General features: G+C 59.6%; 18 protein-coding genes and 4 pseudogenes. 15 read left to right on the plus strand and 7 right to left on the minus strand.

Annotated features, from left to right (window positions below; all coding sequences use genetic code 11):
* Positions 1-1437 (minus strand): mechanosensitive ion channel family protein (locus AC0L15_RS16475; RefSeq protein WP_473496577.1); only part of this gene is annotated, 1437 nt, incomplete at its 3' end.
* 124 nt (positions 1438-1561) lie between these two features.
* Positions 1562-1888: pseudogene (locus tag AC0L15_RS16480) on the minus strand (hypothetical protein); the annotation flags it as partial.
* Between the two features lie 592 nt (positions 1889-2480).
* Here AC0L15_RS16480 and AC0L15_RS16485 point away from each other — a divergent pair.
* The 8 genes and pseudogenes from AC0L15_RS16485 to AC0L15_RS16520 form a co-directional block, all read left to right on the plus strand.
* Entirely contained in the window at positions 2481-4118 is a 1638-nt protein-coding gene (locus AC0L15_RS16485; protein ID WP_287248802.1) for an arylsulfatase, read from the plus strand.
* A 72-nt stretch (positions 4119-4190) separates the two neighbouring features.
* Positions 4191-4778 carry a hypothetical protein gene (locus tag AC0L15_RS16490; protein ID WP_287248804.1) on the plus strand — a complete coding sequence of 196 codons (588 nt, stop codon included), beginning with the start codon at positions 4191-4193 and terminating at the stop codon, positions 4776-4778.
* Positions 4779-4833: 55 nt separating this feature from the next.
* Complete coding sequence (locus AC0L15_RS16495) at positions 4834-5841, plus strand: HAD family hydrolase (protein WP_287248806.1); 1008 nt, start codon at positions 4834-4836, stop codon at positions 5839-5841.
* Between the two features lie 17 nt (positions 5842-5858).
* Positions 5859-6827 (plus strand): formylglycine-generating enzyme family protein, encoded by a 969-nt coding sequence (locus AC0L15_RS16500; RefSeq protein ID WP_287248807.1) that lies wholly within the window; start codon positions 5859-5861, stop codon positions 6825-6827.
* Between the two features lie 382 nt (positions 6828-7209).
* Complete coding sequence (locus AC0L15_RS16505; protein WP_473496578.1) at positions 7210-9294, plus strand: adenylate/guanylate cyclase domain-containing protein; 2085 nt, start codon at positions 7210-7212, stop codon at positions 9292-9294.
* A 452-nt stretch (positions 9295-9746) separates the two neighbouring features.
* The gene (locus AC0L15_RS16510; protein WP_473496579.1) at positions 9747-11084 is read left to right on the plus strand and encodes a DUF3300 domain-containing protein; all 1338 of its coding nucleotides are present in this window, start codon (positions 9747-9749) and stop codon (positions 11082-11084) included.
* Positions 11085-11104: 20 nt separating this feature from the next.
* Positions 11105-12091, plus strand: coding sequence for a DUF2950 domain-containing protein (locus AC0L15_RS16515; RefSeq protein ID WP_287248812.1), 987 nt, complete (start codon positions 11105-11107; stop codon positions 12089-12091).
* A 60-nt stretch (positions 12092-12151) separates the two neighbouring features.
* A pseudogene (locus AC0L15_RS16520) lies at positions 12152-12264 on the plus strand (ionic transporter y4hA); the annotation flags it as partial.
* Between the two features lie 77 nt (positions 12265-12341).
* On the opposite strand, the gene AC0L15_RS16525 reads toward AC0L15_RS16520, so the two are convergent.
* Complete coding sequence (locus AC0L15_RS16525; RefSeq protein WP_287248813.1) at positions 12342-13991, minus strand: alpha/beta hydrolase; 1650 nt, start codon at positions 13989-13991, stop codon at positions 12342-12344.
* Between the two features lie 530 nt (positions 13992-14521).
* Here AC0L15_RS16525 and AC0L15_RS16530 point away from each other — a divergent pair.
* Positions 14522-14926, plus strand: a complete 405-nt coding sequence (locus AC0L15_RS16530; protein WP_473496580.1) for a winged helix-turn-helix transcriptional regulator — start codon at positions 14522-14524, stop codon at positions 14924-14926.
* On the opposite strand, the gene AC0L15_RS16535 is transcribed toward AC0L15_RS16530, so the two are convergent.
* The gene (locus tag AC0L15_RS16535) at positions 14838-15362 is read right to left on the minus strand and encodes a PTS sugar transporter subunit IIA (protein WP_287248815.1); all 525 of its coding nucleotides are present in this window, start codon (positions 15360-15362) and stop codon (positions 14838-14840) included. The genes AC0L15_RS16530 and AC0L15_RS16535 overlap by 89 nt on opposite strands.
* 432 nt (positions 15363-15794) lie before the next feature.
* Between AC0L15_RS16535 and AC0L15_RS16540 the strand changes: the two genes are divergently transcribed.
* The 3 genes from AC0L15_RS16540 to AC0L15_RS16550 all read left to right on the plus strand — a co-directional run bounded on the left by AC0L15_RS16540 (position 15795) and on the right by AC0L15_RS16550 (position 17654).
* Positions 15795-16208: a DUF5602 domain-containing protein gene (locus tag AC0L15_RS16540; protein WP_287248827.1), complete on the plus strand. Its 414-nt coding sequence runs from the start codon at positions 15795-15797 to the stop codon at positions 16206-16208.
* Positions 16205-16729, plus strand: a complete 525-nt coding sequence (locus AC0L15_RS16545; RefSeq protein WP_287067154.1) for a plastocyanin/azurin family copper-binding protein — start codon at positions 16205-16207, stop codon at positions 16727-16729. Before AC0L15_RS16540 ends, AC0L15_RS16545 begins: the two co-directional genes overlap by 4 nt.
* A 106-nt stretch (positions 16730-16835) precedes the next feature.
* Positions 16836-17654, plus strand: coding sequence for an ATP-binding protein (locus AC0L15_RS16550; protein ID WP_287248816.1), 819 nt, complete (start codon positions 16836-16838; stop codon positions 17652-17654).
* Positions 17655-17668: 14 nt separating this feature from the next.
* Here AC0L15_RS16550 and AC0L15_RS16555 read toward each other — a convergent pair whose 3' ends face one another.
* Positions 17669-18520: a LysR family transcriptional regulator gene (locus AC0L15_RS16555; protein WP_027153958.1), complete on the minus strand. Its 852-nt coding sequence runs from the start codon at positions 18518-18520 to the stop codon at positions 17669-17671.
* A gap of 162 nt (positions 18521-18682) precedes the next feature.
* Between AC0L15_RS16555 and AC0L15_RS16560 the strand changes: the two genes are divergently transcribed.
* On the plus strand, positions 18683-18979 hold the full coding sequence (locus AC0L15_RS16560; protein WP_287320897.1) for a hypothetical protein: 297 nt from the start codon (positions 18683-18685) through the stop codon (positions 18977-18979).
* A 250-nt stretch (positions 18980-19229) separates the two neighbouring features.
* On the opposite strand, the gene AC0L15_RS16565 is transcribed toward AC0L15_RS16560, so the two are convergent.
* Positions 19230-21275, minus strand: coding sequence for a family 16 glycosylhydrolase (locus tag AC0L15_RS16565; protein ID WP_287248818.1), 2046 nt, complete (start codon positions 21273-21275; stop codon positions 19230-19232).
* 1556 nt (positions 21276-22831) lie between these two features.
* Here AC0L15_RS16565 and AC0L15_RS16570 point away from each other — a divergent pair.
* Positions 22832-23974, plus strand: coding sequence for a helix-turn-helix domain-containing protein (locus tag AC0L15_RS16570; RefSeq protein ID WP_287067145.1), 1143 nt, complete (start codon positions 22832-22834; stop codon positions 23972-23974).
* 250 nt (positions 23975-24224) lie between these two features.
* Positions 24225-24372: pseudogene (locus AC0L15_RS16575) on the plus strand (slr1659 superfamily regulator); the annotation flags it as partial.
* 200 nt (positions 24373-24572) lie between these two features.
* Here AC0L15_RS16575 and AC0L15_RS16580 read toward each other — a convergent pair.
* Positions 24573-25085 (minus strand): annotated as a pseudogene (locus AC0L15_RS16580) (transposase); the annotation flags it as partial.

Consider the following 25085-nt stretch of genomic DNA (forward strand, 5'->3'; position numbering starts at 1 on the left):
AATCAGCGGGAGTATCTTCACGCCGAGCCCGGCGAGGATCGTTAGCACGGTGACCGCGGCTATGAACAAGGCAAGGGCGTTGCGGAATATCGGCAACAGCGTGCGCAGCCGGCCGCTGCGGGCCAGCTGGTCGGCGCTGCTCGCATCCGCCGGCGCGAGGTTCATGCGATATTCGATCAAGGCCTTCGACAGTTGCCAGAGCAGGTCGGCGATGAGCAAAATGATGATGCCGTTGAGCAGCCCGGTTATCAGGAAGCCGCCGGTTTCGCTGCCGGCGAGGCTCGCGGCCCTGATCCGCCAGATATAGGCGAGCCACGCCACCGCCGCGGCAATGACCGCCGCCCTGGCGCCCCTGACAATGAGCACGTTGAGTACGACGCCCATCGCGCCGCTGCGCTTCGACCTGCCGGCGAAGGCCTGTGCCGCGGCGCCGACGCCGCGCAAGGCTGTCGGCAGCACCAGGGCGAAAATCCCAAGCCACAGGACGCCGAGCAGGCCGGCGACCCAAGCCACCCAGAGCACGATCAGGAACAAGGTGAGAAACGATTGCTTGACCAGAGAGCCTCGCCCGTCGGGCCGGTGCCAGACGACGTCAATTGCGGTCGCCAGAATACCAAGCCCGAACAGGAAGGCGGCGAGCCCTGCAACCTCTGGAGAGAAGCCCAGGCCAGGCATGAGGCTGGCGATCGCCCAGCCGAACAACAGGAACCCGGCCACAAGGCTGACTCGCCACCGCCAGAAACGGGTCGAAGCCTCGCTTTCGAAAAGCCGAGTCGGCCTGTCCGAGGGGTCGCTCGTCGCCCCGCCGAACGCAAACAGCAATCGGGCTGCCGCGCGAACGATACGGAACGCGATGAACGCAAGAAGCAGGGTCAGAATGGTCCTGCGGAGCAAGGGTGGCCATCCGAGTGCCAAGAAGGAACCGGCGCTGGCGAGCGCAAAGGTCAGCAGGGCGACAGTCTCGAAGAGGATCGCTTGTCCGGCGTCTTCCTGAGCAACCGCGCTCCTCGTCCTGGCGAGCGCTCGTCGGACCGCCCACTCGGCTCCGAAACCGACTGCGATCAAGACCGCCAGGATGCCCATGACCAGCCCCGGCCTGCCGGAGTTCACGTCACGCGAGACAATGTCGGCGGCGCGCGACAGTTCTTCCGGCAGGCGCGGGATCGCGGCGACGAGCGCATCGATACGGGCACGAATACCCCCCTCCAGCCTCAAGATGTCCTCGGAAATGGACGGGCCGGGCTCGTTCGTGGCCGCTGGAATCTTTGCCTCGAGCCATGCCTTTAGTTGCGGATCGGACAAAAGCTCGAGGAACTGCTTTGCCTTTTCGGGCGGTAGGTCGGGGGAGGGCTGTTGAGCTAGCGAAGTTCCCTGCAAGACCGCCAGCAAGAGCACGACGATAACTGGCAAGAACCCGAGCCGTAGCTTGTTCGTCATGAGCGCCTCGAGTTTTGAATACCCCGCCCTTTTATGGGCAACTGTTCTGGCGGCATGCTACATCTCCGGGGAGAGTGGCTGCAAGCTAGGGGCGCAGTCAAAATCCATCGGACTCTTTGTGCCGCTAAAACCGGACCACGAGTCCCAGAATTGGACCTTGCTGCACGACATCGAAGAGGAAACCGCCGTCGTTGCTGTAGTCGACGCCCAGTGCCCGGTTACCCGATAAGATGCGGTCGTTGAAACGATAGCCGATCGCCCCGGCGACATCCCAGTCGATGTCGGCTTCGCCGGCGCCGACGAGCCCCACCGGTCAGATAGACCTTGGGCGTGACCGGATAGTTCCGCGAAGATCGGCCATGGCATCCACCCAGGTTGCGCCGTCGCTTCGCGAGACACCGTCGAGAAGGCCGGCGTTGAAGGAGAAGTCGGTGTCGACGGACCATACCCTACTGTCGCGGAACGTCTCATTTGCGGGTCGCAAATTCGGCATGCGGCAGGCGTCGCTTGCCGCCGAATATCACTGCTCCCTGCCAGGAGTTTTGCCGTTTGATGCCATAGCGCGCCATCCCTTATGCGCTAGAATGCGCATAGTCTTTTTGATGGTGCCAGTATCACTATGTAAGTTACGTAGTCGGACTGTTGCTTGGTGAAGCTGTATCCGCCGATGGCCGAGGATTGACACGCTTGTGGCAGCGGTCCCCAAAGAACCCGCAATGTCTTCCCGATCCAACCCAAGGCTATTGCGCGATATATCGGCGCCGGGAATTGGATCTCCCTACGGTCATTTGTCCCGTCGAGCTAGACAGTATCCTGGATAGCTCCGCTTTCGATGCAACCGAGCGGATTCTGCCAGTAGGTTACCGTTAATTACCTTCCGCCCCGAGCGGCAATAGGCAAACCTCACGAAGGACGATTTTGTCGAAGGCATAGCTGAGGCGTCCTGCCACCAGTTTCGTCTCGTCGATAGAACGCGGAGCATCCCAGGGAACCGAAAACTCGGGTCATCTTGGAAAAGCGGTACAATCAAAGGAGGACGTCAGATGAGTGACAAGCAGGCGAATCCAGACCGACAACCGAACCGGCGCGACATTTTGCTGACCGGAGGATCTGTGCTCGCCATTTCAGCTGTCGCATCCGGAATAGCCACGAGCGCGAAAGCTCAAGCAGCCGGTGCAAAACCCAACATCCTCGTCATTTTCGGCGATGACGTCGGTTATTGGAACCTCAGCGCCTACAACCGGGGCATGATGGGCTATCGCACGCCGAACATCGATCGTATCGCCAGCGAGGGGGCGATCTTCACCGACCACTACGCCCAACAGTCCTGCACAGCCGGGCGCGCCGCATTCATTACCGGCCAATCCTGCTTCCGCACCGGCCTGCTGAAGGTAGGCCTGCCGGGTGCCAAGGAAGGGCTGTCGGAGAAGGACCCGACACTTGCGGAACTGCTCAAGCCGCAGGGCTATGTTACCGGGCAATTCGGCAAGAACCATCTCGGCGACCGCAACGAGCATCTGCCCACCGTTCACGGCTTCGATGAGTTTTTTGGCAATCTCTATCACCTCAATGCCGAGGACGAGCCTGAGCATCCCGACTACCCGAAGAACCCCGAGTTCAAGGCAAAGTTCGGTCCACGCGGCGTGATGAAATGCAAGGCCAGTGCAACCGACGATCCTACCGAAGATCCGCGCTTCGGGCGGGTGGGCAAACAGGAGATCGAGGACACCGGTCCGCTGACGAAGAAGCGCATGGAAACCGTAGACGAAGAGTTCCTCGGCAGCGCGCTCAACTTCATCGACCGCTCGAACGCCGACGGGAAGCCGTTCTTCTGCTGGTTCAATTCGACCCGGACCCACATCTACACGTTTCTCAAGGAGGCCTCGAAGGGCAAGACCGGCTTGGGCATCTATGCGGACGCCATGGTGGAGATGGACGGCATGGTCGGCCAGCTTCTGACAAAGCTCGATGACCTCGGCATCGCCGACAACACCATCGTCCTTTGGACGACCGACAACGGTGCGGAGGTTTTCTCGTGGCCGGACGGCGGCACCACGCCCTTCAAAGGCGAGAAGAACACAAACTGGGAAGGTGGCTACCGCGTGCCGTGCATGATGCGCTGGCCCGGCGTCATCAAGCCCGGAACCGAAATCAATCACATAACGTCACATGAAGACTTCGTGCCGACGCTGGTCGCCGCCGCAGGCGAACCTGACGTGACGTCTAAGCTGTTGAGGGGATACGAAGCCGCCGGCAAGAGCTTCAAGGTGCATCTCGATGGCTACAACCAACGCGACGTGTTGGCCGGCGAAGGCGAAGGCAAGCGCCACGAATACTTCTACTGGACCGATGACGGCAATCTCGCCGGCTTGCGTTACGAACGCTGGAAGATGGTCTTCCTCGAGCAGCGCGAGGAGGGGCTTGCCGTGTGGGAGAACCCGCTGATTCCGCTGCGGTTCCCGAAGCTCTTCGACATCAAGGGTGACCCCTTCGAACGGGCGCAGACGGACGCCGGGGAATACGACAGATGGCGTGTCGAGCACGCCTTCGCGCTCGTGCCGGCGCAGGCTTATGTCGCCAAACACCTGCAGACCTATGTCGAGTTCCCGCCGCGGCAGAGGCCCGGCAGCTTCGCGCTCGACCAGGTCCTGGCGAAACTGCAGGAGGGTGGCAGAAACTGAGTCTTCGCTCTGAATGGGCCGCGCTCGCACTATCGGCAGGCGCGGCCTCCAAGCCAACTCGGAAGCAGATCAATGGCAGTCGCGAACAACAATCCTTCGACCGAGACCATAGCTCAGAGGGCAAAGAACGAGCTGCGCGAGTACGCGATCCTGTCCTTGTATCTATTCGTCTGCTTTGGTGCGCTCATTCTCTACAAGGCGGCGATCCTTGGCGAGGAGGGCATCAGCTATCTGCCATCAGGCCTTGCGGCCATCAAGGCACTGATCCTGGCGAAGTTCATAATGCTCGGGCACATGATCCGATTGGGCGACCGGCGTCGAAGCAGGATGGTCTACGTCATAGCCTACAAGGCCCTGTTATACCTGATCCTGCTTCTCGTCCTCTCGGTCATTGAGGAAGTCATCGTCGGGCTGGTTCACGGGCGAACGAGCGCTGCCTCCCTCGCTGAATTCGGAGGAGACAAGCTGCCGCAGACGCTCGGGACAAGCCTGATCATGCTGCTGATATTGATCCCCTATCTGGCGTCCAGGGAAGTCGACGTTGCGCTTGGAGAAGGCAGGCTTTGGACGCTGCTGTTCGACGAACCTCAGTCAGCCGTTTTGGCAGCTACCGCGAAAGAGTCAGGCCCAACGAACCCGAGCGATCACCTTTCCCGGTAACGCTGTTTGATGATGGCGCTCCCGATGGGCGCTGACCTACAGGAGACATCAACCCATGACCAATCTTGCTTGCGCCGCGAAGCGCTACCTGTTGTCCATCCTCCTGTTATTGGGGGTCGCAGGCTCTGGCACTGCGCAGGGCGCCGATCAGCTGCCTTCCTGGAATGATGTCCAGGCCAAGCAAGCCATCGTCGCCTTCGTCGAACGTGTAACTGCGGAAGGCGCGGCAGACTTCGTGCCCGAAGCAGAGCGTGTCGCCGTCTTCGACAATGACGGCACGCTGTGGGGCGAGCAGCCGCTGTACTTCCAGCTCCTGTTCGCAGTCGATCGGGTCAAGGCAATGGCGCCGCAGCATCCGGAGTGGAAGGACAAAGAACCATTCGCCTCATTGCTGAAAGGGGACATCAAGACTGCGCTTTCCGGTGGCGAGCCAGCGATCATGGACATCGTCATGACCACGCACTCAGGTATGACAACGGTGGAATTCGACCAGATCGTTCGCGAATGGATTACCACCGCCAAACACCCGAAGACTGGCCGGCTCTACACCGAGATGGTCTACCAGCCGATGCTGGAGCTGTTCGCCTATCTTCGCGCCAACGGTTTCAAGACTTTCATCGTCTCCGGCGGCGGCATCGATTTCATGCGTCCATGGACGGAGAAGGTCTATGGCATACCGCCCGAGCAGGTCGTCGGCAGCAGTGGCAAGACCAAGTTCGAGATGCGCGACGGAACGCCGGTGCTGATGCGGTTGCCGGAAATCAACTTCATTGACGACAAGGCGGGAAAGCCTGTCGGCATCCACCAGCACATCGGTCGCCGGCCAATCGCGGCGTTCGGCAATTCGGACGGCGACTTGCAGATGCTGCAATGGACATGCTCGGGAACTGGGCCGCACTTCTGCCTTTACGTGCACCACACCGACGGTGAGCGGGAATGGGCCTACGACCGGCAGTCAAGCATCGGCCGTCTGGACAAGGGTCTCGACGCTGCAGCCGATTCTGGCTGGACGGTTGTCGATATGAAGAAGGATTGGAACCGGGTGTTCGCCTTCGAGAAGTAAGGATTCGGAGCAAGACGATGAGTCAAGTTGTGGAACGCCAGGCTCAATCTACACAGGTCGAAGAGCCATTCCTGAACATGGTCTGGATTCCCGGCGGTACATTCCTCATGGGATCGGACAAGCACTATCCCGAGGAGGCGCCCGCGCATAGGGTGACAGTGGGCGGCTTCTGGATGGACGTTTGCACCGTCACCAACCGCGAGTTCGCTCGCTTCGTCGACGCAACTGGTTACGTCACCTCGGCCGAACGTCCCGTAAATCCCGACGATTATCCCGGAGCGAAGCCGGACATGCTGGCGCCATCGTCCGTGGTGTTCAGCAAGGCCAAACAGCGTGTCGATCTTCGCGACCACTACAATTGGTGGGTCTATGTGCGCGGCGCCAATTGGCGCCATCCGCGCGGGCCGGCGAGTTCGATCAAGCGGCTGGCCGACCATCCGGTCGTGCATGTGAACTTTGAGGATGCCGAAGCCTACGCATCGTGGGCGGGCAAGCAATTGCCCACCGAGGCCGAGTGGGAATTCGCGGCGCGTGGCGGGCTCGACGCGGCCGAATTTGTCTGGGGCGGTGAAATGGCGCCCGCTGGCCGACACATGGCCAATACCTGGCAAGGCGAGTTCCCATGGCAGAATCTCTGCGAGGACGGCTACGAGGGGACGTCACCCGTCGGCTCCTTTGCCGCCAACGGCTACGGCCTCTACGACATGGCTGGCAATGTCTGGCAGTGGACCACGGACTGGTACCAGGAACACGGCAAGATCGACAGCCCGTGCTGCACGGTTGACAACCCCCGCGGTGCCAAACGGGACGACAGCCTCGATCCACGGCAGCCGCAGATCAGGATACCGCGCAAGGTGATGAAAGGCGGCTCGCATCTTTGCGCGCCCAACTATTGCCGGCGCTACCGCCCGGCCGCCCGAATGGCGCAGCCGATCGACACGTCGACGTGCCATCTGGGGTTCCGCTGCATTGCACGCAGAACGTGACAAATACTGCTAAAAAGACCCGGCACGAGACCGATCTGGGCCCGGCTACCCGAGGCGATCGTAAAACATATCGACCGCTTCAATCCCGGTGACACCTGGGAAGTGGTGGCCGATTGAGGAAAACCGCGTTCCATCTGCCAACGCTAATATCAATGTATCGAGAAACGGATTATTTTCGAGTCGATCGGTAAAACGCTGTGCTGTGGCAGAAGAGGTCTCCAATGCGATCTGACCTGAAGCGCCTTGTTCTTTATTTTGCTTGCCGCGCCATGCTCACATTCCCTGTTCGCGCTGCAGATGTCATTTCTGCCGCAGCGGGTTAGCGGGTTAATTGATGTCTTCTATGGAGGCGGCTGGATCGTTTCGACCCGCGCGCTGGGGCTTGGCGGCGAAGCTGTTTACAACCCTCGTCCTGCTCGGCGCTATCGCGGTGCTGGTGACCGGGGTGCTCGGTTACTTCCGCGCACAGAATGCTCTCGAAAAGGCAGTCTTCGACCAGCTCACGGCCGCCCGCCAGACCAAGACGCGCCAGGTTGAAACCTACTTCCGTACGATACAGGCCGATCTGCGCCTGCTCGCCACCTCCAAGATGGTGGTCGATGCGACGCGCGAGTTCCGGATTGCAGTCGACCAACTTGACCGGGCGGGCGTGCCGCCCGAACTGCAGAAGAAGGTCGGCGATTGGTACGCCGCGAACTTCATCCCCCAGATGACGCGTATCCTGGGCAGGGAACCAGCCCTGTCGGACTACCTGCCGGTCGGTGGCGCCCCCTACCATCTGCAGTATCACTACATTGTGGAAAATCCGAACCCGGCGGAACGGCGCAAGCTTCTGGACGACGCCGGCGACAGGAGCGACTACAGCAGGCTGCACGCCGTTTATCATCCATTGATGCGCGCCGCGGCTACGACCGTCGGCTTTTTCGATTTCATGATCGCCGATCCCAAATCCGGTCGCCTGATCTACACCGTCCAGAAGGAGGTCGACTTCACCACGTCCTTCCAGTTCGGTCCGTACCGCCGCTCCAACGCCGCCGCCGTCGTCGCCCGCTGCGCGGAGAGCGCCGACCGATCGGCCGTCTGTCTCGAGGATTTCGCTCCTTATGCGCCCTCTGGCGGCGCGCCGATTGCCTTCATGGGAGCACCGGTGATCGACCAGGGGATCGTCATCGGCGTGCTGATCGCGCAATTGTCGAACGAGGAGATCGACGACGTCGTGACCGGCGGTCGCCGCTGGCGGCAGGAAGGATTCGGCGACACGGGTGAGGCCTATCTCGTCGGTCCCGATTATCTGGTGCGCTCCGGCCCGCGGGCGTTTTACGAGAATCGAGACGGCTACTTCGCCGAACTAAAGTCCGTCGGCGCCGACGACGAGCAGCTCGACGCCATTCAGCGTTACGGGACTCCGGTGCTGCATCAGCGCATCGACACCAAGGCCACCCAGGCGGCACTGGCCGGTGTCGAGGGTACCGGCGAGATCATCGGATACCGTGGCGTCCCGACGCTCGCTTCGTGGGGGCCGCTGGCGATTCCCGGCGTCAAGTGGGCCCTCGTCGCCAAGATCGACAGCGCCGAGGCCTTCGCGCCGATCGCCCGGCTCCGCCAGGATCTGCTGCTCGTAGGGGGACTGGCGCTGCTGGTGGTGGCCGCCACCGCCGCGTGGCTGTCGCGCGCGCTGCTCGGACCGCTGCGCGAGCTCACTGCCGGAGTAAAACGCTTCGCTGCCGGCGACTACGGGGCCAGCGTGCCAGTGCGCACGCGCGACGAGATCGGCCAGCTGTGCGCAGCTTTCAACGGAATGGTCGAGGAACTGCGTGAAAAGAATGTCGTCATCGAGAACAAAAACCGCGAGAATGAGGATCTGCTGCTGAACGTCCTGCCGGCGCCGATCGCCAACCGGCTGCGGGGCGGCGAGGACAAGATCGCCGACGGCTTCGCGGAGGTCACGGTGGCCTTCGCCGATCTTGTCGGTTTCACCGCTCTCACATCGGAGATGCCGCCGCAGGAGGTCGTGACGTTTCTCAACGGGCTGTTCACGCGCTTCGATACCGCGGCCAACGATCTCGGCATCGAGAAGATCAAGACTGTGGGCGATGCCTATATGGCGGTGTGCGGCCTGCCCGTGCCGGTCGCAAACCACGCCGAGCGCATGGTGCGCATGGCCATCCGCATGGTCCACATTACCCGCGAGCACGCCATGGAGCACAACGTCCCGATGAAGCTCAGGGTTGGCGTCAACAGCGGGCCGGTGGTGGCCGGCGTCATCGGCAAGAGCAAGTACATCTACGACCTGTGGGGTGACACGGTGAATCTCGCGAGCCGCATGGAATCAGGTAGCATTCCCGACGCGGTTCAGGTGACGCGGGCCGTCTACGAGCGGCTTAAGGACCAGTTCGTTTTCGAGCCGCGCGGCGCTATAGAAGTCCAGGGCAAAGGGAAAGTAGAGGCCTGGCTCTTAAGGTTGTAGAGTCGCCTCGATCGAAGTGGAGGACATGGTCACCGGCCGCCGCTTCACTTGGCACGGCAAAATTCAGCACATCCATCTCGATCCGTTTTACAAGCCCTATGCGGTGTGGCGACTTATCCCGCCGGGAGCACACGGGCGGTCTCGACCAGACGCTTGAGGCGGCTTCGAACCAGCCTTCTCGACGCTCCGAGTATTCTGCGGGACATCTCTTATCGGCACGATATGTCGAGCATTGGATCCAGAGTAGGCACCGGCGAGATGCAGTTTTCCGCTCACCGCCAATTGTGCGGTCGCCCGCATTTGGCTGCTCGCGTTCGACGTAAATTACATAGAGTCGCTGGTGCAGCAGGGTCTATTGGCGCATCGTTTCAGCCTGCGGACAGGCGTCCTCGTTGGTGCCGGCCTTTCGGCGCAAAGGCTGCCCGGACAGAGACCGACAGGGAGGATCGAGCATGACGGGCAATGACTTGTTGAAGATCGGCGCTGCGGCGCTGGCGCTGCTGCTTGCCGGGTTTGGTTCGGCGCATCCTGTCCTTGCACAAGAACAGGTCGCGGCGGCTGACGCATCCACCGATGCGGCGGCCTCGCCGGAGCCGTTGAGCGCCGACGAGATGGAGGTGCTTGTGGCACGCATCGCGCTCTATCCGGACGAGCTGATCGCGGTGATCACGGCAGCAGCGCTCTATCCGCTAGAGATCGTCGAGGCGGCGCGCTTCCTCGACCGCTACGAGAAGGACAAGGGCCTGAAGCCGAAGGACAGCTGGGACGGCTCGGTGGTGTCGCTGCTCAACTATCCGGACATCGTCGAGATGATGAGCGACGACCTCGAATGGACGCAGATGCTCGGCGACGCCATCGCCTACCAGCAGAAGGACGTGCTGGTTGCCATCCAGCAGCTGCGCGACGAGGCGGTCGCCAAGGGCGTCATCAAGACCGACGACAAGATCCAGGTGGTCAAGGAGAACGACAACATCGTCATCAAATCGGCGAGCCCCGAAGTGATCTACGTCCCGCAATATCCGCCGCAGATGTTTTATGAGCCCAACTATGTGTGGGAGCCGATCCGCTATTATCCCGACCCCTATCCCTATTACTGGTATCCCGGAGCGACCTTCTTCGCCGGGGCGGTGACCGGCGCCATCTGGGCCGCCGCCGTCGACTGGAACGACTGGGGCGTATGGGGCGGTCGCTGGAACGGCAACGACATCAATATCGACTGCAACAACTGCTTCAACAACCGCGATTTCAACGGCAAGATCAACATCAACGACGTCGACTGGAAGAACATCGATCGCAGCAAGATCAACATCGACCGCAACCAGTTCAACAAGTTCGACCAGACCAACATCAAGAACCGGATCGAGAAGAATAGCGATAACGCCATCCGCAACCGCGCCCGCGACATCAAGAAGAACGACAAGCTCGCAGACAGGATGCCGGGCAAGACGGCCGCAACGAGAGACATCCGCAAGAGCACGCTGGACGGGCTGAAGGCGAAGCCCGCCAACGTCACCCGCCCCGCCAAGCCCGCCAACATCCAGAAACCTGCGGACAGGCCTACCGCCAATCGCCCGGCGGCGAAGCCGGCAAAGGTCAACCGCCCGGCCGGCAAGCCGAAACCGGCGGCAAGGGTCGACAACCGGCCGAAGAAGCCTTCGGGGCTTGGCAACGTTGATCGCGGAAAGGTGACCAAGGTCAGCTCCAACCGCGGCCACCAATCGATGGGTGGCGGCAGCCGTGGCGGCAGCCACAAGCAGATCAAGCGCGGTGGCGGCGCACGCCGGCGTTAACGGTACGGGAGGACAGGACCATGACACAGATGTTCAGCACCACCCGTCACACGGGAGTTTTTCATACAAGCCTTCTCCACTCTGTCTGCACCCTGGCACTTGCAGCCGGCATCGCCGTCTCCCAGCCAGCCGCCGCACAGGATGCGCCGGAGGCGCCGGAGATCACCGCCTTCATGGCCGCTGCCGAGCCGCCGGTCTTCGACACGCCGGAAGCAGCTGTCGAGGCGTTCAAGAAGGCGCTGAACGACGCCGGCAACGGTGCGGTTGCGGCCCTTCTCGGCCTCGATGCGGAGAAGCTGAAGGCCGACGAGAACGCGGAGGAGACGCTGGCGGCGATCAAGGAGGGTGTGGCCAAGCAGCTTGTCCTCGATGGCGAGGGCGACCGCCGCACGCTGCAGATCGGCGACAAGCTGTGGCCGCTGCCGTTTCCGCTCGTCAAGGGCGAGGACGGCAAGTGGGCTTTCGACACCTATGCCGGGCTCGAAGAGATCGTAAACCGGTATGTCGGCGAGAACGAGCTCACCGCGATCGAGACGATGCGCGCCTATGTCGATGCGCAGGAGGACTATGCGGCTCAGGACCGCGACGAGGACGGCGTGGAGGAGTATGCGCAGAAGCTTATCAGTACTGAAGGCATGACCGACGGGCTCTACTGGCCGACCGACGATATCAACGGTGAGAGTCCGGCCGGCGGCAATATCGATCAGGCCGAACTTCAGGACGCGGCCAAGGGCGAAGGTTATTTCGGCTACAAATACAACATCCTGACCGGCCAGGGCGATCATATCGCTGGCGGCGCCTACGACTACGTGATCAACGGCAACATGATCGCCGGTTTCGGCCTCATCGCCTGGCCGGCCAAATATGGCGAGACAGGCGCAAAAACCTTCGCCGTCAACCAGCACGGCGTCGTCTACGAGGCCGATCTCGGGCCAACCACCGAGCAGATCGTCAAATACATCGACCGCTTCAATCCGGACGATACGTGGCAGGTCGTGGGCGACTGAGAGAAATGGATCAAAAGCCGGGTTATTTTCGAGTCGATCGGCACCAGGTCCTGCTGGTTTCTGACGCTTATCGTCAGCGTGATCACTTTGGTACCGGCCGGACCACAGTGCTTCAGGGCATAGTACACTTGGTCATCTTCGCAGTGTTCTTGTTTTTCGCTGCCGTGCCGTGAGGCCTCACCGCCTTCAACGCCCGGGATGGTCGTGAACGGCATACGTCCAGGCGCTGGCCTTCGCCAGCCGCGCCCCTTCACCGCCGTCGCAAAAATTCCAGCTTCAGCCGGTTGATCTGCTCCGCGGTCCATCCCCGAACGTCAGTCACTTCGATCCAGGCATCGATGTAATGCTCCGGCGCATAGACATGCCCGTACCCCATCGGGGCCGTTGTGGCCATCGCCATGTCGACGGTGAGCTGGAGAAGCGTCACGACCGGATACCATTTGAGCTCGGGAGACACGTCGGAACCGCGCGGTCCCGCCAACCATTCCGGCTGTCGGTACAGGGACCGGTAGTCGAAGAACGTCACCGGGTCGCTCGCATATTGAAGATAGACGATCCGCATCGGTCCCCAATGTGCGTCCGGGATCGCCAGGCCGTTCTCCTGGCTCGTGAACCGCACATACGACCCGTCCCTGAAGCGTGGCAGCCAGGCTGGCGATCCTCGCTCGCGGTCGTCGGTGACGGAACGCCAGATCCTGCTCGGAAATGGCGGGCCGCTCCAAAGTGCCCCCTGATACGGGTCGCCGATCACTTCGAACAACTCGGCTGATTGCTCGGAGCTCAAGGCGCCAAGGCTCAGCCCATGCAAATAGAGCCTGGGGCGCCTTTCCTTGGGAAGCGTGGTCCAATACGCGTAGACTTCCGCAAACATGGCGCGAGCTCCCTCGGCGCCATAGCCGGGCTCGACCAGGAGAGACAGCCAGCTTGTGAGATACGAATACTGCATGGCGACGCTCGCGATGTCGTCGCCGTGGAGATATTCGACGGTGTCCATTGCAGCAGGGTCTATCCAACCGGTGCCTGTCGGCATCACCACGATCAGCACCGAGCGATCGAATCCGCCGACGCGCTTGAGCTCCTCGAGGGCAAGCTTTGCGCGCTCCTCGGCTGTCTCCGCAGACCGCAATCCGACATAGACGCGGATCGGCTCACGCGCATCCATCCCCAGGAACGAGCCTAGATCCTTGCTCGTCGGTCCAGTCGCGATGAACTCCCGTCCCGCCCTTCCTAGTTCGTCCCACTCGATCAGCGAGGTATCGCTTCCGGTCTTGCTGGGGTCGGCCGGCTGTTGGGTCTCGGGCTCGATCAGTTCATCGAATGCTTGAAACGACGAATCCGCGGCATGGAGCGCAAACCTGAAGAAAACGCCGTTGGCCACCGTCCAGAATAACCCAGCCGCAGCGGCAATGCCGATCACGTATGACACGCGTTTCGGCATGATCCGGCCAAGCATTCGCGAGATGAACAGGAACGTGACCTGAAACAATCGCGCCAAGAGGATCAAGAGCACGAAGGTCAGCAACGCGATCAGACCGACCTTCAGGGGGTGCGCAGTGTCTACCGGCGAGAGCCTCATGAGCTGCCGGATCGAATTTTGCCATTCCGAAGCCTGCCAGAGAAACGCGACGGCAACCAGGATGCACGTGGCCGCAGCGACGAGTTTGATGGCCCGCAAGATGCGGCCCGTGGGCTTGGGCAACTCCAGGTAGTCGGCCAGCCAGCGCCCGAACACGCCAAGCCCATATCCGGCCGCGAAAGAACATCCGGATAGAACGCCTTGCGTCACAAACGTGCGTGGAAGCAGCGTAGGGGTGAGCGAGGCCGCAAAGAACAGTGTTCCGATCAGCAGGCCAGCGGCTGAGAAGGAACGCCAGAACCTGAAGATCCAGAACAGCCTCATTGGAGCGGCCACGTGCGATCGCTGGAGTGCTTCGAGGCAGCTTGCCGTGCAAGATGCGTCGGCGCAACCCGCAACTGCGCGGAACCACGGCGACGCCACGAACTCGATACCAATCTGGAGCAGTCTTTGTTCTGGAGCAGTCTTTCCAAACTTTAGGGGTGCGGTCGCTCGCCGTTCACCGCGCGTGTCAAAGGAGACTGAGCAGCGCGGCACGATGGCCGAGCTTCATCGTTTGTGGAGGTTAGAAACGGAGTTTGGAACAGAAAGGCCACAACTCACAAAGCTCAATGATAACAAACGCTTACTGTATATCTGGCGATTCCGCGATGTGCGATGCTTGCCAGCGATGTGCGCGGAGGTGCGCTTGGATTACGCTACGGCCCCTTCCGGCCATCCTCTGTTAGGAGTGTTGCGCAGAACGACAATTGGATGGAAACAGGTGGACAAACGGCCATGGCGGCATCACCTGACGACGCTGCTGCTGCTGCGCGCGGGCTATGCCTACGTGCCCTACAAGCTCGCTGGAGAGCGTGATCGAGCAGAACAACGAAGTTATTACCTGTCGCTTCGGCGGACGCAGGGGACGATCCGGATGGATGCGCCGGACTGGAACCCATGGCTGGAGTTCTTCCTGCAGGTCCTTGCAGAGCCAAAAACAGCACCTCGAGAAGAAGATGGAGCGCGAGCAGGTCATTCTCGCTGCGCTGCCGGAGTCATCGGTCCCGATCCTCGAACTGGCGAGTGAGCATGGCCGGGCTACGGTGGCCGAGACCGCGAGGGTCAGCGGCGCGAGCCGCAACACGATCAAGGACCATCTGAAGGCGCTGGTCGAGCAGGGCCATCTGACTAGGCATTGCTCAGGTGCCTGGACACCAGAACGCCAGGCTCGAAGCAGCAAGTATGCAAATTGGTGGAAATTGCCGGAACCGGCTTAGCTTCCAGAATCGCCAACGCCTCATCGGATGTCCGTGCCTGTCGGAGTCGCGCCCGAACCTGAGATGCCCGAAGCAGCCGGCATATTTGGGAAAGGGCAGGGAGGAAGGCGGACGTGGCAGAGGCCGGCCAAAGTATAGTGTAAATGAGGTCGACGGGATCGTCGTCCGGGCCGTCGAAATCGATAGGCTGAGCCAAACGTGTCAAAGACGCGGCAGGCGAAGAGATCATACCGAGCAGAGCGTGGGGGATCGCGACGCCACGACCGATGCCCGTCGAGCCGAGACACTCACGGTCGAAAAGACCACGGATAACCATCGGCTCGTCAAGCCCATTTCTCCGAGCAATCCTGATCGCAATTCTTGACAAGGCTGATTGCTTTCCCTTCGTCACAAGATCAAGCGAAATGTCTTCTTCTGACAGGATGGGGGAGATCATCAGGGTCAACCTCCGCGTCGATCCAGACGCGATCGCAAATGAGCGTTCAGCCGCACTGGTCAAGCAGGACAGAGTTCTCAGTGGACTGAAGGAGTGGGGATGAGGCTGGCTGTCCCGGACGCGAACTCTCTCGCGTCCGGGCTAATGGCCCGTTTTGAGGCGTTTAGGCTCCCGCCCGAAATTTAGGCTGAAAATATCCATAGCAATTCAGAGGTAGTGGAAGATATTTTGAAAATCAAGCAAAACAGGTACGGGCCTGACTAACAGAAATAATGCTTTTAAATGCCAGTTATTTTCGTTTGACGAACAGAACAGTCTCCTGCTTGCTAGCTGGGCGCGAACATGCCGTGTCAGAAAGTGAAAATCGAATTTTTAGACGGACTTCCAGATCTTCAGCCGTCGCAATTTTTATCTCAACCAGGAGATGCCGTGATGAAAAAACTCGTCCTCGCAGTTGCCTTGACAGTGGGCAGTTCGCTTTGCGCCATGGCGGCGAATGAGGTCACCAAAGCTCCGCCAGCCGCTCCTTACGAACAGGTCAGCAAGCTTGTGAAACTGCCCGACTTCCTGCCGGGCATGGGCCAACTTTTCGTCGATCCGACGACATTGCCTGCCGGACCATTCCTTGCCTATGACCACGATGGCGAGCTTGTCAGCACGATTTACATGCTGCCGATCAAAGACCTCAATCCGGACAAGCGTTTTGACGACCTCGCTTCACCCGGCGGCAATGTCGACCATGTGGACGTCTACTACACTGCCGGCCATCCGGGGGTAGAAGAGCCGCATGTCCATGTCGTGCTGTGGCATGTTTCGGCGGCTGACGAGGCACAGGTCGCCAAATGACACTGACGCGTCGTGAGATACTGGGCGCTGGCGGCGGGCTCGCCGCCGCCCTTTCCCTCTCTTCTCTGGCCGTGTTGGGTGGCGAGATGATCGAAGTCAAGATGCAAGGGCGCGACGACGGTTCACACGTCTGGTTCGACCCGATAGGCATTCTGATCAAACCAGGACAGACGATCCGCTGGACCAATCTCAATCCCGGCAATTCGCACACGACGACGGCATACAATCCCACAAACTTCGAGCGGCCGCTCCGCATGCCCAAAGCGGCAAAATCTTGGGATTCTGACTATCTACTGCCCGACGAAAGCTTTTCGGTTACTTTCACCGAGCAGGGGGTCTATGATTATTACTGCATTCCGCATGAGCATGCTGGAATGGTCGGTCGTATCGTCGTCGGCGAGCCCGAGGCGCATGACTGGACGAAGCTAACCGGAGCGAAGGGAGACCTACCGGAAGAGGCCGTCAAGGCCTTTCCGATGGTCGAAGACATCATGACGAAAGGGATCGTGCGGCGCGCCTAGGCATGCGTGCAGGATGCGTGACACCAGCAACAGGAGAACCCAAACGACGATGCGAATGGGAGCCCGAGTTCCTGTTTGTCGTCAATGATCGATAGGGGCGACCATCATGACCGGCAGCGCGTTTCCATACGATAATGAAACACGAGCGAAGCGCGACGAGCGTCAGGTAGATATGCCTCTCGGTGCTCGGGCCGCAGCCCAACAACGTGACCGTGCCACACATCGGCTTGCCGCCTTAGGCGAGATGACTGGCGGTATTGCCCATGATTTCAGAAACCTCCTGGCAGTCATCGGATCCGGCCTGAGGCTTGCCGAAATAAGAGCCGAGGAGCCCGAAAGCGTGAGGACCTACATTGCTGCAGCGCGGCAGGGAATCGATCGAGGTATCGAACTGACGTCACTGGTACTGGCCTTCGCAAAACATCAGGAACTCGAAATCCACGCTGGCAATTTGAATGAATTCCTCAGGTCTTTTGAGCCTTTCCTGAGATATGGCGCAGGCCCCGATGTCCGCGTCAAGCTGGAGCTTGGTTCCGATATCCCGAACTGCTTGATCGACCCAGCGCTGTTCGACTCTGCAGTGCTTAATCTCGTAATGAACGCACGAGATGCGATGCCAAGTGGCGGGGAGATCCGCGTCACCACTGAGCGATTGGTGCAGACGGCCCCGACGCCTGACCTGCCCGGGCCCGAAACCTACGCATGCGTTCGCGTCAAGGACGATGGTTGCGGCATGGCTCCGGAAGTCTTGCGAAAGGTGTTTGATCCTTTCTTCACGACGAAGGGTGAGAAGGGCACCGGGATAGGGATGTTGCAAGTGCAGGCATTGGCGCAAATGGTTGGTGGTCGGATCCGGATAAAGAGTGAGCGAGGGATTGGAACAACGGTCGACCTTCTGTTCCCGTCAATCCAAGCGGACCTTTAGACGCCCAACAACTCCTACAATTTGATGTCGGCGCTCGCGACGGAATGCAATCCTGCCAGGGCAGGACCTACCACGCTCTCGTCCGCACTTGCGGATTGCACCGCGTAAACCGGATAGGAGAACTGCGGCATTTCAGGCACAAGGTGCAGCCGGCCGGCCTCCATGTGAGGCCGCACAGAACTCATCCTGAAATATCCGGAGCCGCCAGTCGCAAGAACATAGCTCAGTGCGAGCGGACCGAGATCGAAAGAAAGATCCGGCGCAGCACTCGGGAAATTCATCCCGTGGTGAAGTTCAAAATCCGGCCCCCAATCCATATAAACATAGTCGGATTCGTCCAGGAGGCGCGCTTCGGAATTGGTCGTCACGAGGACGAGTTTTTCCTCCAGAAGCAGATCGATCTTCAAACCCGGTCTGTGGGGGGGCGCGTACATGATAGCCAAGTCGACCATTCCTGACGCGACCTGATTGATCAAATCCTTCGGTACATCGACGTGTACTCGAAGTGCAATGTCCTGAAGCGACCCGCGCATCCATCGGACCCAATCGAGCAGAAGAGGTTGCGCTAGGCTGACTTCGCTGCCGACCGTCAGAACAGCTCGACGTCCCGGGGGCACGGCAACCTGGTGAAGGGTGCGTTGCCATAGTTGGACGAACATCGGGGCGTGGCGCAGAAATTGCTCACCGGCCGGGGTGAGAGAAGCTCCGCCTTTGTGGCGAACAAAAAGCGCGCGGCCCAATTGCTGCTCGAGGTTGCGAATCCGTGCGCTTACGGTCGTCTGGGCGACATTCAAGCGCTCCGATGCCCGAATGAAACTCCCTGTCGAAACAATCTCGATGAAAGTCCGGGCGAGTTCAATGTCCATAAAACATATAGCATAAAAATTGCGTTTAAATGTCAATCAATTTCGTTTGCTAGATAGCTAGTCAGAGCAATAGGCTTCGAGATTATCCACCCAGCTCTGCGCTGAATGCTGCGCAGCGCCGGTGGGAGGGAGCGCAAGCAAATGACCGACAGGAGTTCGACCATGTCCCCAGTGCAGCAGGAACTTATCGTCACCAGTGGTTTGCGCACGGTTGCACCCGCCCGGCACCATTCAAAGGTCGTGAAATTCATCAGCGAGGTCGCCAAGGCGGCGGCCAACGATGCACCGACCTCGGTTGAGATCTTCTCTGACAGCGGCCACTGGTACTGTCGAGTTCGCCGCGGCCATGAAAAGACCCGGCCGATGGGTCCCTATACCAAACAACAGGCCGAGCGGATCCAAGAAGCTCGGAGAATGTCGATCGCAGAAAGAGGAACCTCTCGGATCATGTTCGAGTAAGCGAGGATCTCACGATCACGCCGGCCGGCGCACTCACTCTACATGATGGTTCGTCATCGAATTTTTGAAACGTTGCGGCAGACCTGAGGGACGTCGTCAGATAGAGATTTGATACGTATCGCCTAGCAACATAATTTAGAGCATCGCTCGAAAAAGAAGTCACCGGTTTTTCGAACAAAGCGATGCGTGAACAAGAAGTTACAACGGTGCGCTTGATCTCTTTTTCACGCGCACCGCTGTAGGTGTCGGATCAGATCACGAAAAAATCGTCGGCCAGCAGCGTCGGCCTGTTCGTCAGCGTCGCGAGCTGTGTCACGCCGCCTGCGACGTTTCCGTTGGAATCGTAAAACAACGCACCCGTAACCTTGTCATAGACGATGTGGTCGTCGGCGTCGTGCGCGCTAGTCCCAGCGAAGAAGTACCCTGGCTCGAGGGCTCCGGTGGCTCCAAGCCCCTGCATTATCGAATTCTGGAGCCTGAATGTATCGGCCGTATGGTTGAAATCCGTGATGATGTCGCGGTTGGCCACTGAGAGCGGCGCGCTGAAAACGAAGAAATCGTTGCCGGCGCCACCAGTAAGCCGGTCAATGCCCAGGCCGCCCGTTAGTGCATCGTTGCCACCCCGCCCAAGCACGGTATCATTGCCTCGGCCGCCGTCCAGTTTGTTGTCGCTGTCGTTGCCGTCGAGCACATTGTCGAGGGAATTTCCCGTGGCTCCGACGTTGGCGTTTCCGGTCAGACGCAGATTTTCTACCAGCCGGCGATCGACCGCCAGTGAGTACGTGACCAAGCTGAAAATCTGGTCGAGGCCCGCTTCGTCGATGACGTTGTCCAGCACATTGTCCACATAATAGGTATCGTTGCCGGCTCCGCCATTCATCTGGTCGGCCCCGGTCCCTCCATCGAGAAGGTCGGCGCCATCATAGCCCGCTAACCGGTCGCTACCCGCCCCGCCCCTTATGGTGTCGTTGCCGGCAAGGCCGACCAGCGTGTTGTTCCCATTGTTCCCGGTCAGCTCATTGTCGGAAGAATTGCCGCGACCATCGATAGCGGCAAGGCCGATGAGAGTCAGATTTTCGACATAGGATGGCAGTGAATAGGTGCTCGAGCTGAACACCCAATCTTTGCCCGCCGCATCGCCCTCGACCACGCGGTCGAGCGCATTGTCGACATAGTAGGTATCGTTGCCTGCGCCGCCCTCCATCTTGTCGATTCCGACTCCGCCGTCGAGCAGGTTGCTGCCAGCGTTGCCGACCAGCGTGTTGTCGAGTTCGTTACCCATCGCGTCGATGTCGGCAACGCCGGTGAGTGTGAGCTGCTCTATTTGCTGGCCGGACAGCGAATACGTCATCGACGTGATGACCACATCGATGCCGGCGCCGTCAGCCTCGATGACTACGTCGAATGCGTTGTCGACGCGGTAGGTATCGTTGCCGAAACCGCCGGACATTTTGTCAGCACCGGCTCCGCCGCTCAGAACGTCATCAAAGCTGCCGCCGTTCAGGATATCCGCCGCATCCGTCCCGGTCAGGTGCTGCTCCATCACGCCCGGCGCGGCATAGGCGCGCACGTAGTCGATGACCATCTTGTAGGTGCCGGACGCCCGCTCGACCTCAAGGGGATTCATGGCAAGCGAGGCCAGCATATAGAGCGGCGTGCGGAAGGACTCGCTCATTGGAAAGCGGCTCAGCTCCTTGCCGTCATAGTACACGGTGATCCAGTCCGTCGTGATCCTCGCGCCGTAGGTGTGAAACGCCCCGTCGAACATCGAACCGGGGAGGCCCGTATAGTTGCTTTCCCAGGCGTGGCTTTCCTTATTGCGCAAGTGCACCGCCTGGTGATGACCATCGGGATCGCCCCCATACGCTTCAACGATGTCGACCTCGACGCGTGGCACAGTCTGATCGGGCGACAGCATCCAGAAAGCCGGCCAGGCTCCCGCCCCGCCGTGAAAGGCTGCGCGCATCTCGAAGTACCCGTACTCTTGCGCGAAACCCTGGCCGGCGCTGTTAACCGTTTGCATCGTTCCCGACTGCCAGGCGCCGTCCACCTGCTTCATGGTAATGGTCAGCTTCCCGTCAGAGACGGAGAACGGATTCGTTGCCCCCACCGGCGACATGAACGTGGCGGCCCCATAGGGGGCGTGCACAGGCGCGAACCACTTGCCGGTGCCGTTGTTCGGCACGACATCCATCGTATTGAACTCGTCAGAAAAGGAGAGCTTGAAACCGGAGAGGTTCAGCTCCGATCCCTTGTACTGTTCAGTCCAATCGCCAGGAAGAGCAATCGCAGCCATTGATGGGTTCCTCGTTCACGCAACTTTTTCGCGGTGACCCCCACCAGATCTAATCGTCCATTTGTTAACGGAAGTGTAATGGACACCGGTTCCCCCGCAAATGGGGTCAGTGCGGTTATCCCCCAGCGCTTCACGAGAAATTTGGGAGAAGTCGCAAATCGGTTGACGTAGCCGGGACTCGATACTGCGAATCCTCCATGGCGCATGATCCGATCGATACGCTCGGCAAGGCGATCCCGGCACAACATGCTCGTCAAAGCCGAGTCCAGCTGCGGGAACGTGCGCTACTGCCGTTATTTCTTTAGCGGGGGCCCACCAGGGCATCGACCTCTTGCATCTGGTCCACGTGACCGCCATTGGCGACGCGTTTCCGGATCGTCTTATCGCAATGCCCCTTGGGCGGCTAATAGCCTGTACTTTTCGAAGATCGCTAGCTTTTGCGGATAGGTGATCCGTACCTTGGCGTTGCACCCGTCGCATCTGAAGTGCGCGATCGTTCTTAGCGCAGAGCCCTTCCTTACCGCCGGATGCGAGCAATCCGGACAATCGAATGTGAGCGCAACATCAGACAAGCCTTGGGCTAAACCCATTTCCATCTCCTTCGCAAGCGCTGTGGCTACACTCTGTCGGGACTCAATGGGGCGATGCAGATGCCAATCCGGCTGTGCCAAAGCGGGACTGGAACGATTCGTCAGGGAAAGCCGCCAAGCTAGTGCGCCTTCTCTGCGCCCTTTGAGAGACGAAGAGACCTAAATTCATCCGGCAGTTCGCGCTCCTTGGTAGTAATGTTTCGGAAGATTGCGACAATCGCCACCGCTAAGGCCTCGGCATCCCGGCTTGAAGAGTCCATGTGTTCATCTGCGCAAACCTGTTGAACACGCGTTCGCAAATAGCCAGATCATGAGGGCTGAGGCAGGTGCGATTGAAACGCCGGCGCAGCATCTTTGCGAACCTTTCAGGGCCGGTTGCCCGTGTTTGCGGCGGGCTTTTTTTGCCGATGAACCGCTGATGCGTGTATTGGAATAAGTTTACTCGCTGACTGATGATTGGCCTTTCAATAGTCCCAAAATCAGCGCGCACTCGCGAGCTCTATACTGTCCAGCAATCATAAGTTGTCGGCAATCTCGCAGTTCTTGTTCTGGGACATGAAATCCTCGCCGATATTCCGCCGCCTCTTTCGGAGTTCGTGTGCAACCGAGTTTACTGGCGGTGACTTTCAAACTCGCCAGTGAGCATCCGACCTTGGCTGCAATATCTTTCAAAGATTCGTTATTAAAATATCCATCAAAGAATTATCTTGCGACGAGCTTCTGTTTTGAGGTTTGCGATCATTTCGTTGCCTCCTCAACTACGCTTTCACCGTGCCAGACTCTATACGCACCAGGTTGAAGAGTGTCGTTATCGCCGCATCCAGAAACTTATCTCGGAATGCATTTCTTTCTGTAACCCAGCGTGATAGCCCTCTGTGGACTCGCGTTCCGCTAGTCTTGCCAGATGCCTGTGATACACCACATGATTGAGGTGGAGATGGGCATACCGGAATCGGATACTACGCGATGGACGCTAAGAGGCAGGACAAGGCGCTTGCGAGGCAGGCGCTTGAGCGCGATCGACGTCGTTGGCCGCGCGAAGCTCAACCTTACAATGAGGCTGCCCCGTCACTTGCGCCGGCGCTCGAACCTTTGCCCTTTTCGACGCTCGAACTGGCGCCAGAGGATCAATTCGTCGCTTGGCAGGCGCATATGGCTCCGCTTGTCGAGATCAAGTTGCCGGATGACAAATCGCTCGACGATGGCTTTCCCGCCGACCACACGGCTTGGAACCTCGGCGGCATGCTGATCGTTCAACAGCGCGCACCGGCACATAGTTATATGCGTTCTGCTGCGAAGCTTCGGTCCAGCTCGATCGATCACTGGTATATCGCTTTGCCGTATACTGGCCGGTCGTGGACGGAGGTCGATCGCCGCGTAGCGGAAAACCAGCCGGGCAAATTGGAGATTAGATCGCTTGGCTACCCGTTTCGGGGGAGGGCAACGGAATCCCAAAGTCTCTTTCTCTATTTGCCGCGTGATTTGTTCGCCGATGCGGCGGCAACTCTGGACGCAAAGAATAATTCAATTCTGTCCGGCAACTTTGCCGACCTTTTGCTCGACTACCTCAAGAACATCGAAGCAAGATTGCGCAGTCTCACGGCTGACGATCTGCCTCGCATCGTGCACGCAACACGCAGCATGATCATTGCCTGCCTCTCGCCCCCGGCAGAACATGCCGCGGCCACCGAACAATTGGTGAGTGTCGCGCTGATGGAGCGAGCCCGTCGATACGTCCACAACAATCTGGATGCGGCTCATCTGACGCCGGATTCAATGTGCCGGGCGCTCGGCGTCTCGCGCTCTCGTCTTTATCAGTTGTTCGAACCGAGCGGTGGTGTTCTCCACTACATACAAAGTCGCCGACTTCTGGCAGCCCATGTTGCGCTTAGCAATCCGGCGGACAGCCGGCGCATTGTTAATATTGCCGAAGCCGTCGGGTTTAGTTCAGCGGCTAATTTCAGCCGAGCTTTTAGCAAGGAATTCGGCTACAGCCCCCGCGAAGTCCGAAGCTCCGTGGTGTTACCGCGCCCCGCCCACTCGGTTTCGCATGCCGGACACGAGGAGGCCTCTTCCTTTGAACACTGGCTGAAAGCGCTCGGAAGCTGAGTACAGGATCGGGAATGGTTGAACTGGGGCGGGCTTAAAACAGGGCGGGGAAGATCAGCCGCCTCATGTACCAGAATATTTCGTGTCGCGTCCACCGTACATTGCAAGTACGAAGCATGAGACACTTGTTGAGACTGCGAGTTGTATGGGCTTTGGGACGTGGATTCTCACCGCCTATGGAGATGGCTATTGCACCCGGAGGCATCAGGCATCGGGCACGGAGAGCGAGGGCCTTCCTCAAGCGATGCACGGCATCAACCTGCTGACGAAATTTACCATTGAGATGCGCAAGCAATGTTCGACTCGTCGTGCGTGAGACGCCGGACATACCCTGGCAGTCGAAATCATTGCCGAATCTGAAGAAGCTGCATCCCGCTGTGGTGCTTTTGTTGGACTGACCAAGGTAGTCAGCAATCAGAGCAATTCCAGGAAAAGTGCGAACGGTTTTCCGTCCGAATTGCAGTCAAAAAATAAAGAGATAGAGCGGTTCTGCGGTTCCGTGAAATGACCAACCTCTCTAGCCCGGATAGATCGTGCCCCATGGCGTGGTGTAGGTAACGGCATTGGTCGCCGTGCTCTCCGGCAAGGGCCGGACTGATCAGCGCGCCACTGCCGGCAGGCTGATGAGCGGATCATCGCTCATCTGGCTGATGGTCTCAAGGGTCATGTAGCGCGCCCGCTGCACGGCCCATTCATCATTCTGTTCGAGCAGGAGGGCGCCGACGAGACGGACTATGGCATCGTCATTGGGGAAGATGCCGACGACCTCGGTCCTGCGCTTGATCTCGCCGTTGAGGCGCTCGATCGGGTTGGTGCTATGCAGCTTGGCACGGTGCTCCTTGGGGAAGGTCATGTAGGCAAGCACGTCGGCTCGGCGTCGTCCATGATGGTGGCGAGCTTGGGCACCTTCGGCCGGATCTGGTCGGCAACGGCGCGCCATTGGGTGCTGGCGGCCTCGGCCGTCTCCTGGGCGAAGGCGGTGGCGATGAAGGCCGTGCGACGCGGCGGCCGCTCTTGCCGGCATGCGCCAGCACGTTCCTCATGAAATGGACCCGGCAGCGCTGCCATGTCGCGCACAGCACCTTGGTGACGGCCGCCTTGATGCCTTCAT

It is taken from the genome of Mesorhizobium sp. WSM4846, from assembly GCF_055811415.1.